The sequence below is a fragment of the Bradyrhizobium sp. INPA03-11B genome, from assembly GCF_040446015.1.
GTDB lineage: Bacteria > Pseudomonadota > Alphaproteobacteria > Rhizobiales > Xanthobacteraceae > Bradyrhizobium > Bradyrhizobium macuxiense_A.
Genome location: NZ_JASGSR010000017.1, coordinates 58,640 through 76,442 on the forward strand (window position 1 = coordinate 58,640; position 17,803 = coordinate 76,442).

A 17,803-nucleotide genomic window follows, 5' to 3' on the forward strand; every position below is an offset into this window, starting at 1 on the left:
AAGGCGGTATGCCATCCGCCAATCCACTTCTCTGACCAGGGACCCGCCATGACAAACCTGCCCGCGCAAATGACCGTCGTCGCCATCAGCAAGCCCGGTGGCCCGGAGGTGCTGGTGCCCGAGACCCGCGCGCTGCCGGTGCCGAAGGCCGGCGAGATCCTGGTCAAGGTCGCGGCCGCCGGCGTCAACCGTCCCGACGTCGCGCAGCGCTCCGGCTCCTATCCGCCGCCGCCCGGCGCGAGCGACCTGCCCGGCCTCGAGATCGCGGGCGAAGTGGTTGCGCTCGGCGAAGGCGCCAAGCACAAGATCGGCGACAAGGTGATGTCGCTCGTCGCCGGCGGCGGCTACGCGCAATATTGCATCGCGCAGGACGCGCAGGCGATGACCGTGCCGCCCTCACTGTCGATGCAGGAAGCCGGCGCGATTCCGGAAACGCTGATGACCGTCTGGCACAATGTGTTCGAGCGCGGCGCGCTGCAGGCCGGCGAGACACTGCTGATTCACGGCGGCTCCTCGGGCATCGGCACGATGGCGATCCAGCTCGCCAAGGCATTCGGCGCCAAGGTGATCGTCACCGTCGGCTCGCAGGACAAGGCGGATGCCTGCCTCAAGCTCGGCGCCGATCATGCGGTGAACTACAAGGCCGAGGATTTCGTCGAGGCGGTGAAGAAGGCCACCGGCGGTGCCGGCGCCAACGTTATCCTCGACATGGTGGGCGGCGACTATATCGACCGGAACTATGACGCCGCCGCGGTCGAGGGCCGTATTGTCCAGATCGCGTTCCTGTCGGGAACACCGAAGGCGTCGGCCAATTTCGCCAAGCTGATGGTCAAGCGGCTGCACCACACCGGCTCGACCCTGCGCCCCCGTAGTAATGCGGACAAGGCGGCGATGGTCGCGGCGATCGAGGCGAAAGTGCTGCCGCTGCTGCGCGAAGGCCGCGTCAAACCGCTGATGGACAGCACATTCCCGCTGGAAAAGGCCGCCGACGCGCACCGCCGCATGGAGACCAGCGAACATATTGGCAAAATTGTGTTGGTGGTTTAACTCTCGCAACGGAAGCAGGGGCGGAAACCCTTTGATTCCCTTCGCTTTCGTGTCATTTATCGCGCCACCTCCGGGCCGGTCGCCGGGCCCGGGCAGTTTGTCGATCGCGGAGTACTGACATTGCGTCTGATCAGGTGCCTTGCGCTGCTCGCGCTGGGCCTCATGATGTTTGCCGCTGCGCCTGACGCGTATGCGATCGACGCCGTCAGCGTGCGCAGCGATGCGCCGGCGATCGATTTGACGGCGGTTCTCGACCATCAACGCAGCGAAACCGACCGCATCCAGGTCTCCACCGCGCCGGGAACCGACGGCATCGTGCGCCGCATCGAAGTTCGCGCCCGCGAAGGCGGCCAGAACTGGGTGGTGTTTGCGCTCGCCAACAACACCGACGACCAACTCGACCGCCTGATCGTCGCGCCGCATTATCGCATCGTGTCGTCAGGCCTGTTGTGGCCCGACCTCGGCCTGTCGCGCATCGCAACCATCACGCCGTCGGTCGGCGATCGTCCCGAGCGGCAGGAGAGCCCGACCGCCGACGTGTTCCGCATCACGCTCGATCCCGGCGCCGTCGTCACCTATGTCGCGGAACTGCGCACCGACAAGCTGCCGCAGCTCTATCTGTGGGAACCCGACGCCTACAAGGACAAGGTCAACTCGTTCACGCTGTACCAGGGCATCGTGATCGGCATCTCGGGCCTGCTCGCGCTCGTGCTCACGATTTTGTTTGTGGTCAAGGGCAGCATCATGTTCCCTGCCGCCGCGGCGCTGGCCTGGGCGGTGCTGGTCTATATCGGCGTCGACTTCGGCTTCTGGGGCAAGGTGCTCGACATGTCGAACAACGCCGAGCGCGTCTGGCGCGCGGCGGGCGAGGCGATCCTCGCAGCGACATTGCTGGTGTTCCTGTTCGCCTATCTCAATCTCAGTCGCTGGCACGTCCGCTACTCGCACATCACGATCGGCTGGCTCGTCTTCCTCGGCTCGCTGGTCGCGCTGGCGCTGTTCGATCCCGCGGTCGCCTCCGGCATCGCGCGGATGTCGCTGGTGATGATCGCCTTCGCCGGCTTCGCGCTGATCGTCTATCTCTCGACCCACGGCTTCGACCGCGCGGTGCTGCTGATCCCGACCTGGTTCCTGCTGGTGGTCTGGGTGGTCGCAGCCGGCATGACGGTCGCGGGCTCCGTCACCAACGACATCGTCGGCCCGGCGCTGCTCGGTGGCCTGGTGCTGATCGTGATGCTGATCGGCTTCACGGTCATGCAGCACGCCTTCGCCGGCGGCGGCGCCACCACCGGCGTCGTCTCCGATGTCGAGCGCCGCGCGCTGGCGCTGACCGGCTCCGGCGATCTGATCTGGGACTGGGACGTCTCCGCCGACAAGGTGTTCACCAGCCCCGAGACCGAGGCGCTGCTCGGCCTCAAGCGCGGCACGCTGGAAGGCCCGGCGGCAAAATGGCTCGAAGTGCTGCACCCGCTCGACCAGGACCGCTTCCGCGCCGCGCTCGACAGCGTGCTCGACCAGCGCCGCGGCCGCCTGGTGCAGGATTTCCGGCTGCGCACGCCCGACGGCCACTTCATGTGGTTCGCGCTGAAAGCGCGGCCGGTGGTCGGCTCCGACGGCGAAGTCTCGCGCGTGGTCGGTACCCTCACCGACGTCACCGAGTTCAAGAACTCCGAAGAGCGGATGCTGCATGACTCCGTGCATGACAATCTGACCGGCTTGCCGAACCGCCGGCTGTTCATGGACCGCCTCGGCGCGGTGGCGAACCTCGCCAAGACCATGCCGAACCTGCGGCCGACCTTGATGGTGATCGACCTCGACCGCTTCAAGCAGGTCAACGATTCCGTCGGGATTGCGGTCGGCGACTCCATCCTGCTGACGCTGGCGCGGCGGCTGACCCGCATCCTCAAGCCGCAGGACACGCTGGCGCGGATGGCCGGCGACCAGTTCGGCCTGATCCTGCTGTCCGAGCAGGACCCGGCGCGGATCACCAATTTCGCCGAGACCATCCGCAAGACCATCCGCGCGCCGATCGCGTTCAACGACCGCGAGATCTTCCTGACCGCCTCGATCGGGCTTGCGCTGTCCGACCCGGCGGCGCCGCTGACCGATGAGATCATCAAGGACGCCGAGCTTGCGATGTATCATTCGAAGCGGATCGGCGGCGACCGCATCGACGTCTACAAGCCGGCGATGCGGGCGCGGAAGACCGACCGCCTGACGCTCGAGAGCGACCTGCGCCGCGCCATCGAGCGGCAGGAGATCACGATCCTGTACCAGCCGATCGTGCGGCTGGAGGATCGCGCGATCGCGGGCTTCGAGGCGCTGGCGCGCTGGGACCATCCCAAGCTCGGCCGGATGTCGCCGTCGGAGTTCATCAGCGTCGCCGAGGAGACCGGCCTGATCGTCGATCTCGGCATGTTCGTGATGGACCAGACCGCGCGCCAGCTCGCGGTGTGGCAGCGCGCGATGCGTGCGCGCGAGCCGATCTTCGCTTCGGTCAACGTGTCGTCGCGGCAATTGCTGCGCCACGACCTGATCCACGACATCCGCACCGTGCTGTCGCGCTCCTCGGTGGCACGCGGCACGCTGAAGCTGGAGCTGACGGAATCGCTGGTCATGGAGAACCCGGAGCACGCAGCCCAAATGCTCGCGCGGATCCGCGAACTCGGCACCGGGCTGTCGCTCGACGATTTCGGCACCGGACACTCCTCGCTGGCGTACTTGCAGCGCTTCCCGTTCGACACCATCAAGATCGACCAGTCCTTCGTCCGCACCACCAGCCGCGGCACCCGCCCGGTGATCCTGAAATCGATCATCGCACTGGCCCACGATCTCGGCATGGAGGTGGTCGCGGAAGGCGCCGAGACGGATTCGGACGCCGTCGAGCTCTACCAGCTCGGCTGCGAATACGCGCAGGGCTTTGCCTTCGGCGAGCCGATGGACGCCGACGCCGCGACGCGCCTGCTCACCGAGGAACGGCTGGAAGCCGCGAGCTAAGGCGCGAACAGCGACGACGGTGCGCTCCCTCGCCCCGTTCTTACGGGGAGAGGGTTGGGGTGAGGGGCCGCCTCCGCGTAAACGCTGATAGCTGCATTCGCGGAGATTTCCCCTCACCCGGAACGCATCTGACGATGCGTTCCGACCTCTCCCCGCACGCGGGGCGAGGTGAAGCGGCGCTCCACGGTCCGATTCAAAAAAGCTATCGCGCGCTAGCGCGGCTTCGGCATGCGCTTGAACTTGACGCTCTTGCCGTCGGCCTGGCGGGTGGCGATGTAGCCGGCCTCGAGGCAGGCTTCGCGCTGCGGCATCTTCTCCTGCGGGCTGCGCAGGGTTTCCCACCACGACGCGCGCTGCGCGGCGCGCGGCAGCGCCGCGTCGATGATCTCCTCGATCTGCTCGAAGGTCAGCACGAATTCGGGCAGATGCTGCTTCTTCAGGTAATCCCGCAGCGCGTCGTAGTCGTTCACGTCATCCTCAAGGCTCAGGGTTCCGGCAACCACCCGTTAACCCATTCGGCGGCCGCTGTCGCCATTTAAGGCGACAACAAGATTTCCCGTTGCATGACGGCGCTTTGGAGCGGGACATGCCATTTCGACGGGGACACGACGCAAGGCGGCGCTGGCGGCTATCGGCAAAGCTGCTGGTCGTTGCGTCGATTGCGACCGTCCTCGGCTTCTGCGCGGTCTGCGCCGGCGTGATGTTCGACATGCGCCGCGGCGAGGAGCAACTGGCCCGCCGCACGCTGGAGAATCTGGCGTCGGGCATCGAGGCCGACATCAGCCGCAACATCGAGCTCTACGACTTGTCGCTGCGCGCGGTCGCCAGCAATCTTGAGATGCCGGAGATCCGCAACGTCAGCAAGGAACTGCGCCAGCTGATCCTGTTCGACCACGCCGCCACCGCAAAGCATTTCGGCGCGATCCAGGTGTTCGACAGCAAAGGCGATCTGACCATCGACGCGGCGAGCCTCGATCCGCAACCGGAGAACCGCAGCGACGAGGAGTACTTCACCGTCCAGCGCGATCATCCCGACACCGGGCTGTATATCAGCCGGCCGATGCTGCATCGCGGCGCCTACGCCATCGTGCTGAGCCGGCGCATCGTCGGCGAGGACGGCCGCTTTCTCGGCGTCGTGGTCGGCTCGATCCGCTTCAGCTATTTCCACGATCTGTTCGGGCGCCTGAACCTCGTGTCGGGCGACACCATCACCGTGCTGCGCAACGACCGCACCATCATCATGCGGACACCGTTCGATCTCGACGTGATCGGAAAGAACCTCGCCGACCAGCTGGACTGGAAATCCGAGAACCTGAAGATCGGCGGCGCGTTCTCCGGCAAGGGCCCGGTCGACGACACGGCGAGGCTCTATGTCCGGCGCAGCGGCAGCGGGCCGCTTTACGTCGTGGTCGGCAAGCCGCTCGAAGCCGTCTTCAATCTCTGGCGCACCGAGGCGATCCGGATCGGCGCGATCATGGGCCTTCTGGTCCTGTTCGTGCTCAGCGCGACGCTGGTGCTCGCGCGCGAGATCGTCCGCCGCGGCGACGCAGAGGACAGGCTCGAGGAGCTGGCGACCACCGACGCCCTCACCGGCCTGAAGAACCGGCGCAAGTTCGATGCCGAGATCGACCGCGAATGGCGCCGCGCCAGCCGCTACGGCCAGCCGGTCGCGCTGCTGATGATCGATGCCGATCATTTCAAGGCCTACAACGACACCTATGGGCATCAGGCCGGCGACCAGGTGCTGGTCGGAATCGCGATCTGCATCTCGGATGCGGTGCGCCGCGCCGGCGATTGCCCGGCGCGCTTCGGCGGCGAGGAATTCGCCGTGCTGCTGCCCAACATGACCGCGCTCGAGGCCTTCAACCTCGCCGAGACCATCCGTGGCAAGGTCCAGCAATGGTGCGAGGGCGAGTTGATCACGACGGTCAGCATCGGCGTCGCCAGCATGCGGCCGCTCGCCGGCCAGCAATGGTCCGACCTGATCGAAGCCGCCGACAAGGCGCTCTACGCCGCCAAGGCCAACGGCCGCAACCAGTCGGTGCTCGCAACGGTGCCGAAGATCGCGCTGGTGGCGTAGCACATCATCGTCGCGAAGAGTTGACGACGCGTTTTGCCGAGCTGCCCGTCGGACAACTCAGTGCATCGCAGTTGTAAGGGACGCACTGACGGAAGGGTTCCCTCCCCCCTTGCGGGGGAGGGTTGGGGAGAGGGGTGCCACACGGCAAGCTCTCTCCACTCAGTCGAGGTGTGCAACACACGCAGCCGAAATCGCACGAGCTGACCTCACATCGATGATCTCGCCCGTGGCCACCCCTCTCCCCACCCTCCCCCGCAAGGGGGGAGGGTGCCCGAGCAGCTTGCTCACCTCACTTAGCGTGACACCAAGGGCAGCTCAGCCCCGCCGCTTCTTCTTCGGCTTCTTGCCGAACTTTGGTTTTGCGGCCGACACGTCCGGCCACTGCGTGGGTCCGGCCTTGCCTCGGTGCTTCTTTTTCTTGCCGAACCTGGGCTCATCGCCCGATGTCGGCCTCGCACCCTTTTCGTTCCGATCGAATCGGAACGGGGCTCTGGAGTCGCGCTTTGACGCGTGGTCTTCGCGCGAACCGCTCGCACCTTCCCTCGAAAACGCTTTGGCCTCGCGATCCGCCTTGCCGTGGCGCTTTGCTGCCGTGTGATCGCGCGGTCCGTCACTGCGCGGCGCGCGGTGCCCGCCGTCGTCCTGATCGCGCCAAGGATCGGGTCTCGGATCGGGCCTGGGCCTGCGCGCCGGCTTCTCCGCGCGCGCCTCGCCCTGCGGGGCGTCCGCCAGCGGTTCGATGCGGATGCTGTCTTCCTTGTCCGGACGCTTGATCTTGACGGCGAAGGAATCCGCGACCCGCGCGGCGATCTCGAATTCGGTGGTCGTATCCATGATCTTGATGGCGCCGATGTCGCGCTTGTCGATGCCGCCGCGGCGGCAGATCATCGGCAGCAGCCAGCGCGCTTCGGCATTCTTGCGGCGCCCGATCGCGGCGCGGAACCAGACCGTGGCCTCCTCCATGCCGTGGCGCGGAGACTTGCCGGGCTTCGAGCGCGGCCCGGCGGCACGCTCCTCGCGGCGCGCGGCGCGATCGCCGCGGTCGCGGCCCCGCCCCTCGCCGGGATCGAGGATGTCTTCGGGCGCCGGCAGCCGCGCGCGATAGAGCCGGGCCAGTGCCGCAGCGATCGCCTCGGGCGAGCGTTCGGCGAGCAAGGTCTGCGCCAGCGCCAGATCGTCCGAGGTCGCCTCCTCGGAGAACACTGCATCCTTGAGCAGGCGATCATGGTCGAGCTTGCGGATCTCGTCCGCCTGCGGCGCGGTGCCCCAGACGATATCGATGCCGGCGAGATCCAGCAGCAGTTCGGCGCGGCGCCGCCGGGCCGGCGGCACCAGCAGGATGCTGACACCCTTGCGGCCGGCTCGGCCCGTGCGGCCGGAGCGATGCTGCATCACCTCCGGGTCCTTCGGCAGATCGGCGTGAATGACGAGATCGAGGCTCGGCAGATCGATGCCGCGCGCCGCGACGTCGGTCGCGACGCAAACCCGCGACCGCCCATCGCGCAACGCCTGCAGCGCCTGGGTCCGCTCGTTCTGGGTCATTTCGCCCGACAGCGCGGCCACGGAGAAGCCACGCTCCAAGAGCGCCGCCTGCAAATGCCTGACGGCTTCCCGCGTGTTGCAGAACACCAGCGCGCTCGGCGCCTCATGGAAACGCAGCACGTTGACGACCGCGTGCTCGACATCGTCGGCGGCGACCCGGATAGCACGGTACTCGATGTCGGCGTGTCCGCCTTCGTCGCCCGCGACCTCGATCCGGAACGCCTGCTGCTGATACTGCTTGGCCAGCGCGACGATGCCGCGCGGAAACGTTGCCGAGAACAGCAGCGTGCGGCGCGTGTCCGGCGTGGTCTCGAGGATGAACTCCATATCCTCGCGGAAGCCGAGATTGAGCATCTCATCGGCCTCGTCGAGCACGACGACCTGCAATCCCGAGATATCCAGACGGCCACGCCGCAGATGGTCGCACAGCCGGCCGGGCGTTCCGACCACGATGTGGGCGCCGGCGGCAAGCTCGCGCTGCTCGCGGCGCGGGTCCATGCCGCCGACGCAGGAGACGACGCGCGCGTCAGCATGTTCGTAAAGCCATGCGAGCTCGCGCTGAACCTGCAGGGCGAGCTCGCGCGTCGGCGCCACGATCAGGGCCAGCGGTGCGCCGGCCGGCTCGAACCGCTCGGCGTCGCCGAGCAGGTCCTTCGCCATGGCCAATCCGTAGGCAACGGTCTTGCCCGAGCCGGTCTGGGCGGAAACCAGGAGGTCCCGGCCGATGGCATCGTCGGCGAGCACGGCGAGCTGAACGGGGGTCGGCTGTTCGTAGTTGCGCTCAGCCAGGGCGCGGGCGAGCGGCGAACTTGTGGTCGGAAAGGGCACGAGATGGGAAACCTTGATTGGTCCGGGCGCAGAACGTCGAGCGGGACGACCTGAAGCTGCGTACCCGGCAGGCGGCACAGCCGCATGACGATTTGGCGCTGCTTTACGCCAAGACCGGCCAAATCGCCATGCCCCCAGAGCCTTCCCATGACGGAAAAGGCCCCCGATGGCGGAAAAGGTGCCGGATCAGGCCGGCTGCCCGATCGGGGCCTGGCCGCCGGCGATCCGGTCCATCAATCCGGACAACCGCGATGGCGGCAGGCTGGCTGGAGCGATCAGGCCGCCCGCCCCGCGCAGCGCGCCCGGCACCAGCTCGCAGGCCAATAGGCGCTCGCGTTCGTAGGGGCCGGGCATGCGGAGCGTGCCGGTTGTCGCGGCCGAGAAGCCGAAGCGGTCGTAATAGGCGGCGTCGCCGACCAGGATGACGGCGCGATGACCGAGCAGATTGGCCCGCTGCAGCGCCTGGCGCATCAGCGCAGCGCCGATGCCGAGGCACCGCGCCTCCTCGGCCACCGCAAGCGGGCCGAGCAGCAGGCAGGCGTGACCGGTGCCGGTCACGACCGGCCACAGCCGCAATGTGCCGACCAGGCGGCCGCCACGGCGCGCGACAAACGCGAGGCCGCGCGCAGGCTCGCGGCCCTCGCGCAGCCGCTCCGAGGTCTTGGCGAAGCGGCCAGGACCGAATGCGGCGTCGAGCAGACTCTCTCGCGCCGCCACGTCCGAACGGCGTTCCCTGCGGATCGCCACCGGTCCGTCGTTCGGAGAACCAAATGAGGACATCACGCCACCCTCGCCAGATAGATGAAGACCTCGTCGAGGTCCCGGCACTTGAAGCGCTCGGCGAGTTCGCCCGGACGTCCCATCGCGACGATGCGGCCGTGGCTCATGATCACGACGAAGTCGCAGAGCTGCTCGACCTCGGTCATGTTGTGCGAGGACAAGAGGATGGTTGCGCCGCGGCGCTTCTGATAGGCCCGCAGACGGCTGCGCACCCACTCGGCGCGGTCGGGGTCGAGCGAGGCCGTCGGCTCGTCGAGCAGCAGCACCTCGGGATCGTTGATCAGCGCCTTCGCCACCGCAACGCGGGTCTTCTGGCCGGCGGACAGCCGACCTGTGACGCGGTCGAGCACGTCGCCGAGCTCGAAATCCTCGATCAGCTCCTCGATCCGCACCTTGAGGTTGGCGACGCTATAGAGCCGCCCGAACACCATCAGGTTCTGGCGCACGGTGAGCCGGCCCGGCAACGCGACGTAGGGGCTTTCAAAGTTCATCCGGCTGAGCACCTTGTGACGCTCGGTCGCCATGTCGTGGCCGAGCACCATGGCGCGGCCGAAGCTCGGCACCACGAGGCCCATGATCATGGCGATGGTGGTGGTCTTGCCCGCGCCGTTGCCGCCGAGCAGCCCGACGGTCCAGCCCTTGGGCACGACGAAGTTGACATCGTCGACCGCCCAATGGGTGCGGTACTGCTTGCAGAGGCCCTCGACCGCGATCGCTGGTGCTGCATCGGGATTGGGTCGGTCCGGCGCATTGTTCTGCGCGGGCGTGGTGTTCGGCGACATGGACGTCAGGTGCCGGCGGGGCAGGAAGCGTTCGATGCGGCTCATGGATGTCTCCCCTTATTCGCCCATGGTGAGCAGGCCGCCCTTGTGGCGGGCGCTCTGCAGCAGGGCGACGAATGTGGTGAAGCCCATGCCGAGATAGACGGCATTGAGCGCGAGGCATTCGATCATCAGGTCAGTGCGGAACGTGCCGTCGAGCAGCACGGCGCGCATGCCCTCGAACACATAAGTCGGCGTCAGCGACCAGGCGACCGGGTGCAGCCAGAGCGGCAGCGCCGCGACCGGATAGTAGACGCAGCACAGCGGCAGCAACACGATCATGATCGAGTAGGCGAGGCTCTCGGCGCCAAAGCCCTGCCGGATCACGAGGCCCGCGACGATGAGCCCGATCGCCCAACTGGTCAGCACGAGGTTGAGGAAGAATGCGACCAGCCCGGGCCCCATCGCGAAGACGTTGAAGCCGAACAGCACGAATGTCAGCAGCATCACCGGCAGCGTGCCGATCACCAGCCGGATCAGGCTCATCAGCATCAGCGAGGCCGCGAGCTCAAACGGCTGCAACGGGCTCATCATCAGATTGGCGAGGTTGCGCGACCAGATCTCCTCCAGGAAGGTGAAGGTGAAGCCGAGCTGGCCGCGAAACAGCACGTCCCAGAGCAGGACGGCGCCAAGCAGCAGGCCGGCGGTGGAGGCCATCGCCGACTTGCTGTCATAGAGGTAGGTGTAGAGGAAACCCCACACCAGCATCTGCATCGCCGGCCAGTAGATGATCTCGAGCAGCCGCAGCGATGACGAGCGCAGGATGTAGTAATAGCGCGCCGTCATCGCGGCGATGCGGTTCAATGACTGTGTCATGGCACCCATCCAGATGGCTTGCATCAGTCGAACTCGCGGCGGATCGGGCGGCGCTTGCCGACCTTGGGCGGAAACGCCAGCAGCGCGTTGGCCTGCACCCGGACCGGATGCTCGAGGCACGCTGCGAGCAGGTCCTCGAGATGCGCGACGGAGGTGTGCAACCGGCACAGCGGCGTATCCTGGCCGAGCACGACGCGCGCCTCGACGAGATCGACGCCACGCTGCACGATCTCGAACTGCGCCAGATGCAGGTTGCAGTCGAACATCCAGCGATAGGTCGCATCGAGAATGCTGCCGGCCGGAACCTTGCGGCCGTCGCGGTTGACAAAGGCGTCGTTGAGTCGGCCGTCGATGCTCGCGATCTGCGACCAATTGATATCCGACGGCGCGGGATTGGCCGGCTGGGTGATGTAGTCGCCCTGCACGTAGCGGATGAACGGCATCGCCTCGTTGAGCAGATTGGTGATCACGGCGATGCCGGACTGGCCGGGAGCCTGCGGCTCCATCGTGAGGGGATCGAGCACGTCGAGATGCACGGTGTCCTCGCAGACGTGGTACTGGCCGTCGGGCATTTCGAGCGCGATCCGCGTCGCCTCCTCGGAGGAATATTCGTCGAGCACGGGCACGCCGAGCTGGCGCGACCATTCCTGGCGCGCGGCACGCGAGGAGTATTCCGAATGCGTCACCGCGAGATTGAGCGAGGAACGGAATTCGTCGACATGCGGCATCAGCGCATCGAGGCTCGACGGGTAGAGCGACAGGATCTTCGGCCCGAGATAGCGCAGATGCTGGGCGACGCGCGCCGGCGGGATCAGGTTCGAGATGAACGCGGTCGGATAGTCGCCGCCGATCGAATCGAACCACCACGGCACGGTATAGACATGGGCGAGCAGGTCCTCGGCGCGGTAATTGCCGCCGCTCTGCATCGCGAACTGGCGGACGCCCTGGATGGTGTCGGTGATCACGGCATCATAGTCGACGCGGATCAGCAGGGTCTGGCCGGACGAGCCGGATGAGCGGGTCGGAAACAGGTTTTCCGGCTTGTACTTCTTGTTGACGCACTGGTCCGGGAAGGCCGCGACCAGCTCGGGCTTGGTGATGACCGGAATCTTCTGGATGTCGTCATAGTCGCGCAGATGCTCCGGCTTGAAGCCGGCCGCATCATACTTGGCGCGGTAGACCGGAATGTCGCGATAGGCGAGCTCGACCAGCTCCTTGATGCGAGCGAACTGCCGCGCACGGATCTCAGCCACCGGCAGATAGGGATGCCGCATGCATTCGCCGAGATAGTTATCGGTGGCCGCGACAAGTTCGGGCGCCGCATCGTTGGACGGCTGGAAGTCAGGCCGGGTGTGCTCGGTCTCCCAGAACTGGCGCTGCGGCGCGGCGGCTGCGTCGGCGGGGACGAGCGACGCAGCGGCCTGATCGTACTCCGGCACCAGAGCAAGGCCGTCATCGGAAGTGCTGATTGCAAGGGTGGACGTCATCTTCAGCTCCATGATTGACGGGGCATCGCCCGTTCATGGCGCTATCAATGGCGTGCAGCGCGCGTGGCCGCAGTGACACGCGTCACACGCGGTCGCAGCGTGCAGTCGCGGCAGCGTCGGGCGGGTCAGCGTTACTGCGTCACAAGTGCCTATCCGCTGCCTCCGAGAGGCTGCGAAGGAATCTAGCCGTCATTGCGAGCCAACGGGTCGCGCGAACGCGCGCCCGATGACAGGCTCCGCGAAGCAATCCATCATTCCGTACATGCGGAGCGATGGATTGCTTGGTCGCTTCAGCGCAAAATTGCTCTGCAATTTTGTCGCGAGCTCCTCGCAATGACGACGGGAGCCTCCATCACTTCACCTTGAGCGCCTTCTCGTGGCTCTCGAGCGCCGCCGTCATCAGCTTCGGCAATTGCGCGGCATAGACCTCGATGAAGGTGGCATCGCCGCAGGCCTCCGGATCGCGCGCGGCCTGCTCGGCGACGCGCGCGGCCTTGGCCTCGCATTTCGCGAACATGTGCCAGAACCAATCCGGACTCTTGCCGAGCGCCGGCTTGTGCTTCTTGATGACGGCGGCGCCGACCGCGCTCATCGCGTTGACGACGCCGGCGCCCAGCGTGCTGATGGCCCGCGCGTTCAGGATGTCCTCGCGCGATTGCGCGGTGGCGTTGCTCGCGGTCGTTCGTGCGGTCGTTCGCGCCTTGGCCGGCATGCTCAAGCTCCTTGTCGATCCCGTGTCGATCCCATGTCTAATCCCTGCAGCGGGCCAAGCATCGGCCGGGGAAGTTGAGGAAGGCTCAAGGGGCATGGTTGAGAACCGCTATGGATTTCATTCCGGTTTTATGCGCTTCCGAGCGATCGGGCCTGGAGGGGTTGTTGCCTCCTCCTCCGCCGCGAAATCTGTCAGCGGTCGTTACCCTTTGGCGCCATAGCGGCGGATCAGCTGGTCGGCGACGTCGTCGAGATTGTCGCCTACTCTTCTCCGTTTGCTGGATTTGGTTCTCAGCCCTTGTCCTTTATCCGGCTGCGGTGCGCGGCCTGCTTGGCGCGGTTGCCGCAGATCGCCATGCTGCACCAGCGGCGCGCACGCGCCCGCGTGTGATCGGCAAACATCAGCGTGCAGGCCGGGCCCTCGCACGCCTTGATGTCTGAAAAGCTCTCCTCGCAGACCACCCTCGCCATCGCCTCGCCGATTGGCAGCAGCAACGTTTCGGCCGAGCGCCAGCGCCGTGTCCGCTCCAGCGCGAAGCCGTCATGATCGTCATGACGATGCGGCACGATCCGGCTGAACGCCTGATCGCTTTCGAGCAGCCGGTTCAACGGCTCCAATTCCTTGAGCGCCCGCGGCGCCAGCGGCTTGCCCATATGCTTGCGCACGAAGCCGCGAAACCATTCGCGCAGATCGCGGGCCTGACCGGCGGCATCGTCGAGTTCGCCCGGCTTCGCACGCGCCTTGAGCTCGTCGAGCACATCCGAAGGCACCAGCTTCGCCTGCGCGAGCCAGCGCAACAGGCCGTCGCCATCCGAGATCCAGTCGACCGGCGTGTCGACCGGGGTCGCGATCGAATTGATGAAATCGAGGCCCAAACTGTCGGCGATGAACATCGCGGGCGGGTGGGATTGCACGGTGATGTCCTCCTGGACGGATTTTCGGCGTCGCCGCAAATAACCTGATTAAAGCCTGTTGACAAGTTACGCGCACCGAATCATAAGCGCCATAACCTGTCAAATGGCATTTTGCAGGTTACTACGGGAACAACGGGAGCGAACGATGTCGAACAAGGATGTCAGCGTGGTGCTTGTCCATGGCGCATGGGCCGACGGGTCGAGCTGGGCGCGGGTGATCACGGCGCTCGACGCCGAGGGCATTACGGCCATTGCGGCACCGCTGCCGCTGACCTCACTTGCCGACGACGTCGCCGCGCTGAATCGCACGCTGGACAGGGTCGAGGGACCGGTCGTGCTGGCGGGCCACGCCTATGCCGGTGCCGTGATCGCCGAGACCCGCTCGCCGCGCGTCCAGGCGCTGATCTATGTCGCTGCGCTGGCGCCGGACGAAGGCGAGACGGTTGCCGACGTGTTCTATCGTGCGCCGCCGCATCCGTTCGCGCCCAAGCTCGCGCCCGACGCCAACGGAATGATCTGGCTGCCCGAGGCTGCCTTCGCGTCGGCCTTCGCGCAGGGCGCGCGGTCCGAGGACCTCGCGGTGCTCGCCGCCGTGCAGCGGCCGATCTCGCCCGCCTGCGTCACCGTTCCGGTCGGCCGTCCGCTCTGGAAGGACGTTCCGAGCTGGTTCCTGGTTGCCGAGGACGACCGGATGATTGCGCCCGGCACACAGCGCAGCATGGCGGCCCGCATGAAATCGACCGTGCGGTCACACGCCGTCGATCATACGCCGATCGTCACAGCACCGAGGCTCGTCACCGACGTGATCCGGGAAGCGGTCAGCGAAGTTGCCAGACAGACCAAATCCTGACGTCGCGAAACTTCACCACGATCACGACCACAAGGAGTGACAGATGTCCCACGTCAAATACCGCACCGCCGATGTCGATGGCTTCAAGGTGTTCTATCGCGAGGCCGGCTCGCCCGGCGCGCCGAAACTGCTTTTGCTGCACGGCTTCCCGAGCGCGGGACACATGTTCCGCGATCTGATCCCGCTGCTCGCGGACAAATTCCACATCGTGGCGCCGGACCTGCCCGGCTTCGGCCAGTCGGACATGCCGCCGCGCGACAAGTTCGACTACACGTTCGACAACATCGCCGGCGTGATCGACCGCTTCACCGAGGTGATCGGTTTTGATCGCTACGCGGTCTATGTGTTCGACTATGGCGCGCCGACCGGCTTCCGCCTGGCGCTCAAGCATCCGGAGCGGATCACGGCGGTCATCTCGCAGAACGGCAATGCCTATGAGCAAGGCCTCAGCGAGGGCTGGACGCCGATCAAGGCCTATTGGCAGGATCCTTCGCAGGCGAACCGCGACGCGTTGCGCGCGTTCCTGACACCGGAGACCACGCGCTGGCAGTACACCCACGGCACATTGGATCCGGCGGCGGTGTCGCCTGATGGGCAGAACCTCGACAATTACTACATGGCGCGGCCGGGCGCGCATGACGTGCAGCTCGACCTGTTCGGCGACTACAAGAGCAACGTCGCGCTCTACCCGGCTTTTCAGAATTACTTCCGCACCCACCAGCCGCCGTTCCTCGCAGTGTGGGGCAAGAACGATCCGTTCTTCCTGCCGCCGGGCGCCGAGGCGTTCAAGCGCGACATTCCGAAGGCCGTCGTCAAATTCTTCGACACCGGCCACTTCGCGCTGGAGACCCATGCCGCCGAGATTGCCCACAGCATCCGCGACTTCCTGAGCCGCTGACGCGTGCCGACGACGCGTGATCCCTGCTTGACGACGCCGATCGCTGTGCGGAAGCTCGACCGCATCGACATCCAGCCGGGGTCACGCCGATGCCAACCTATTTCTGCAGCAGCGCGCAGGGCCGCCTGACGGCGGCGCAGAAGAGCCGGATCGCGGACGAGATCACCCGGATCCATGCCGAGGTGACGGGCGCACCGAGCTATTTCGCGCAGGTGATCTTCAACGAGGTCGCCCCCGGCAACTGGTTCATGGGCGGCGTTCCGGTCGCGCATGACCACATCTTCGTCTACGGCCACATCCGCTCCGGCCGCGCCGCGGTCGACAAGACGCGGATGATCCGGCTGATGGCCGACGCGATCGGAGCAGCGGCCGACGTCGACGGCACGCGCGCGGTCTGGGTTTATCTCAACGAATTGCAGCCGCGGCAGATGATCGAGTTCGGGCATGTGCTGCCCGAACCCGGCGACGAGCCGGCCTGGACCGACACGCAGCCGGAGGCCGACCGCAACTTCATGCAGTCGATCGGCAAGCCGCGTTGAAGCGCTACGCGCCCGTGACGCGCCAGATCACGTTGCCGACATCGTCAGCGACCAGTAGCGAGCGATCAGGACCGAGCGCGACGCCCACCGGTCGGCCGTAGGAGACCTTCTCGTCGGGCGCGAGGAAGCCCGACAGGATGTCGCGTGCCGGCCCCGAAGGGCGGCCATTCTCGAACGGCACGAACACCACCTTGTAGCCCGACAGCGTCGAGCGATTCCACGAGCCGTGCTGGCCGATCACCATGCCGTCGGGGAAACCGGGCAGCGTGCCCTTGGGCATCCAGCACAGGCCGAGCGAGGCGGTGTGGCCGCCGAGCGCGTAGTCCGGCTGGATCGCCTTGGCGACCATCGCCGCATCCTGCGGCACGCGATCGTCCACCGTCTGGCCCCAGTAGCAATAGGGCCAGCCATAGAAGCCGCCGTCGCGCACCGAGGTCAGATAGTCCGGCGGCGTCTCGTCGCCGATGCCGTCGCGCTCATTGACGACGGTCCACAGCACATTCGTGTTCGGCTCCCAAGCGAGCCCGACCGGATTGCGCAGGCCACCGGCGAAGATGCGGCTGGTGCCGGCTACGAGATCGAGCTCATAGACCGCGGCGCGGCCTTGCTCGACCGCCATGCCGTTCTCGGCAATGTTGGTGAGCGAGCCGACGCCGGCATAGAGCTTCTTGCCGTCGGCGCTCGGCAGCAGGCTACGCGTCCAGTGCCCGTCGGGCTTGAAGGTGACGAGCTTGCGTCCCTCCGCCGTGATGCGATCGGCGCCTGCGGTGTAGGGAAACGCGACCACGCCGTCGGTGTTGCCGACATAGAAGGTGTCGCCGATCAGCGCCATGCCGAACGGCTGGCGCAATCCCTCCATGAAGGCGCCGCGGCTCTCGGCGACACCGTCGCCATCGCGGTCGCGCAGCAGCGTGATGCGGTTGGCGCTGACGCCGAGCGCTGCGGCACGCCGCATCGTCGCCTGCATCGCATAGTGGAACACGCTGCGCGGCGTGCCTGCGATCTGCGTCGCCTCGGCGATCAGCACGTCGCCGTTCGGCAGCACGTTGATCCAGCGCGGATGATCGAGCCCGGCCGCGAAGGCGTTGACCTTGAGCCCGGGCGCTGCGGTCGGAAGCTGGCCCTTGTCCCAGCCCCTGGCGGTCGGCATCTTCAGCGTCGGGATCGCGCCCTGCGATTTCGCCGCCGGAATCTGCGGCGCGTTGCCCCAGGCGGGCGCGGGCTGCGCGCCCTGCATCCGCCGCCACGCCACGGCACCGGCCCCGATCGCCGCGACGACGCGGGCAAAAACTCCAGACGTGCTCATGAACTTCCCCTGTTATTCGCGCCGGTTATTGCGCCTTGTTATTGCCTTGCCGGCCGGCCGCGGCCCGCAGCAGCATTCGCATAATGCCGGCCCTGATGACAGTAGTTATACGATCTTCGCAGCCGCACTCGAATCGAGGAGACTGCCTGCACGCTCCCTTGTCAGAGCGTTTTCCTCCCTGAGACC

At 66.5% G+C, this 17,803-nt stretch carries 15 protein-coding genes; 6 read left to right on the forward strand and 9 right to left on the reverse strand.

The genetic code is table 11. The features are described from left to right. Positions 1-48 precede the first annotated feature (48 nt). Positions 49-1,047 carry an NAD(P)H-quinone oxidoreductase gene (locus QMZ05_RS09620; protein ID WP_353700545.1) on the forward strand — a complete coding sequence of 333 codons (999 nt, stop codon included), beginning with the start codon at positions 49-51 and terminating at the stop codon, positions 1,045-1,047. Positions 1,048-1,167: 120 nt separating this feature from the next. Further along, a complete protein-coding gene (locus tag QMZ05_RS09625) occupies positions 1,168-4,044 on the forward strand; it encodes an EAL domain-containing protein (RefSeq protein ID WP_353700546.1) in 2,877 nt (958 codons plus the stop codon). Between the two features lie 212 nt (positions 4,045-4,256). Here the strand turns inward: QMZ05_RS09625 and QMZ05_RS09630 are convergent, their stop codons facing one another. Then, entirely contained in the window at positions 4,257-4,514 is a 258-nt protein-coding gene (locus tag QMZ05_RS09630) for a hypothetical protein (protein WP_050422739.1), read from the reverse strand. A gap of 116 nt (positions 4,515-4,630) precedes the next feature. On the opposite strand from QMZ05_RS09630, the gene QMZ05_RS09635 reads away from it, so the two are divergent. Next, positions 4,631-6,124, forward strand: coding sequence for a sensor domain-containing diguanylate cyclase (locus QMZ05_RS09635; RefSeq protein WP_353700547.1), 1,494 nt, complete (start codon positions 4,631-4,633; stop codon positions 6,122-6,124). 315 nt (positions 6,125-6,439) lie between these two features. On the opposite strand, the gene QMZ05_RS09640 is transcribed toward QMZ05_RS09635, so the two are convergent. The 7 genes from QMZ05_RS09640 to QMZ05_RS09670 all read right to left on the reverse strand — a co-directional run bounded on the left by QMZ05_RS09640 (position 6,440) and on the right by QMZ05_RS09670 (position 14,003). Then, positions 6,440-8,494, reverse strand: coding sequence for a DEAD/DEAH box helicase (locus QMZ05_RS09640; RefSeq protein ID WP_353700548.1), 2,055 nt, complete (start codon positions 8,492-8,494; stop codon positions 6,440-6,442). 186 nt (positions 8,495-8,680) lie between these two features. Continuing rightward, complete coding sequence (locus tag QMZ05_RS09645; RefSeq protein WP_353700572.1) at positions 8,681-9,274, reverse strand: N-acetyltransferase; 594 nt, start codon at positions 9,272-9,274, stop codon at positions 8,681-8,683. After that, on the reverse strand, positions 9,274-10,056 hold the full coding sequence (locus QMZ05_RS09650) for an ABC transporter ATP-binding protein (RefSeq protein ID WP_353700573.1): 783 nt from the start codon (positions 10,054-10,056) through the stop codon (positions 9,274-9,276). Before QMZ05_RS09650 ends, QMZ05_RS09645 begins: the two co-directional genes overlap by 1 nt. A gap of 57 nt (positions 10,057-10,113) precedes the next feature. Further along, the gene (locus QMZ05_RS09655) at positions 10,114-10,911 is read right to left on the reverse strand and encodes an ABC transporter permease (RefSeq protein ID WP_353700549.1); all 798 of its coding nucleotides are present in this window, start codon (positions 10,909-10,911) and stop codon (positions 10,114-10,116) included. A gap of 23 nt (positions 10,912-10,934) precedes the next feature. After that, entirely contained in the window at positions 10,935-12,398 is a 1,464-nt protein-coding gene (locus QMZ05_RS09660) for a hypothetical protein (RefSeq protein WP_353700550.1), read from the reverse strand. A 352-nt stretch (positions 12,399-12,750) separates the two neighbouring features. Continuing rightward, a complete protein-coding gene (locus QMZ05_RS09665) occupies positions 12,751-13,110 on the reverse strand; it encodes a hypothetical protein (RefSeq protein WP_050423369.1) in 360 nt (119 codons plus the stop codon). A gap of 290 nt (positions 13,111-13,400) precedes the next feature. Continuing rightward, the gene (locus QMZ05_RS09670) at positions 13,401-14,003 is read right to left on the reverse strand and encodes an ABATE domain-containing protein (RefSeq protein ID WP_353700574.1); all 603 of its coding nucleotides are present in this window, start codon (positions 14,001-14,003) and stop codon (positions 13,401-13,403) included. Between the two features lie 166 nt (positions 14,004-14,169). Between QMZ05_RS09670 and QMZ05_RS09675 the strand changes: the two genes are divergently transcribed. From QMZ05_RS09675 to QMZ05_RS09685, 3 genes are all read left to right on the forward strand, one after another. Continuing rightward, positions 14,170-14,874: an alpha/beta hydrolase gene (locus QMZ05_RS09675; protein ID WP_353700551.1), complete on the forward strand. Its 705-nt coding sequence runs from the start codon at positions 14,170-14,172 to the stop codon at positions 14,872-14,874. A gap of 43 nt (positions 14,875-14,917) precedes the next feature. After that, the gene (locus tag QMZ05_RS09680) at positions 14,918-15,772 is read left to right on the forward strand and encodes an alpha/beta hydrolase (protein WP_353700552.1); all 855 of its coding nucleotides are present in this window, start codon (positions 14,918-14,920) and stop codon (positions 15,770-15,772) included. 89 nt (positions 15,773-15,861) lie between these two features. After that, positions 15,862-16,311 carry a 4-oxalocrotonate tautomerase family protein gene (locus QMZ05_RS09685; protein ID WP_353700553.1) on the forward strand — a complete coding sequence of 150 codons (450 nt, stop codon included), beginning with the start codon at positions 15,862-15,864 and terminating at the stop codon, positions 16,309-16,311. A 4-nt stretch (positions 16,312-16,315) separates the two neighbouring features. Here QMZ05_RS09685 and QMZ05_RS09690 read toward each other — a convergent pair whose 3' ends face one another. Further along, positions 16,316-17,617: a sorbosone dehydrogenase family protein gene (locus QMZ05_RS09690; protein ID WP_353700554.1), complete on the reverse strand. Its 1,302-nt coding sequence runs from the start codon at positions 17,615-17,617 to the stop codon at positions 16,316-16,318. Positions 17,618-17,803 lie beyond the last annotated feature (186 nt).

Bases quoted from the DNA above. Each gene is read 5' to 3' on its own strand.
- QMZ05_RS09620 (WP_353700545.1), top strand. From the start codon at position 49: ATGACAAACCTGCCCGCGCAAATGACCGTCGTCGCCATCAGCAAGCCC.
- QMZ05_RS09635 (WP_353700547.1), top strand. From the start codon at position 4,631: ATGCCATTTCGACGGGGACACGACGCAAGGCGGCGCTGGCGGCTATCG.
- QMZ05_RS09645 (WP_353700572.1), bottom strand. From the start codon at position 9,274: ATGTCCTCATTTGGTTCTCCGAACGACGGACCGGTGGCGATCCGCAGG.
- QMZ05_RS09650 (WP_353700573.1), bottom strand. From the start codon at position 10,056: ATGTCGCCGAACACCACGCCCGCGCAGAACAATGCGCCGGACCGACCC.
- QMZ05_RS09655 (WP_353700549.1), bottom strand. From the start codon at position 10,911: ATGACACAGTCATTGAACCGCATCGCCGCGATGACGGCGCGCTATTAC.
- QMZ05_RS09660 (WP_353700550.1), bottom strand. From the start codon at position 12,398: ATGACGTCCACCCTTGCAATCAGCACTTCCGATGACGGCCTTGCTCTG.
- QMZ05_RS09665 (WP_050423369.1), bottom strand. From the start codon at position 13,110: ATGCCGGCCAAGGCGCGAACGACCGCACGAACGACCGCGAGCAACGCC.
- QMZ05_RS09670 (WP_353700574.1), bottom strand. From the start codon at position 14,003: ATGTTCATCGCCGACAGTTTGGGCCTCGATTTCATCAATTCGATCGCG.
- QMZ05_RS09675 (WP_353700551.1), top strand. From the start codon at position 14,170: ATGTCGAACAAGGATGTCAGCGTGGTGCTTGTCCATGGCGCATGGGCC.
- QMZ05_RS09680 (WP_353700552.1), top strand. From the start codon at position 14,918: ATGTCCCACGTCAAATACCGCACCGCCGATGTCGATGGCTTCAAGGTG.
- QMZ05_RS09685 (WP_353700553.1), top strand. From the start codon at position 15,862: ATGCCAACCTATTTCTGCAGCAGCGCGCAGGGCCGCCTGACGGCGGCG.
- QMZ05_RS09690 (WP_353700554.1), bottom strand. From the start codon at position 17,617: ATGAGCACGTCTGGAGTTTTTGCCCGCGTCGTCGCGGCGATCGGGGCC.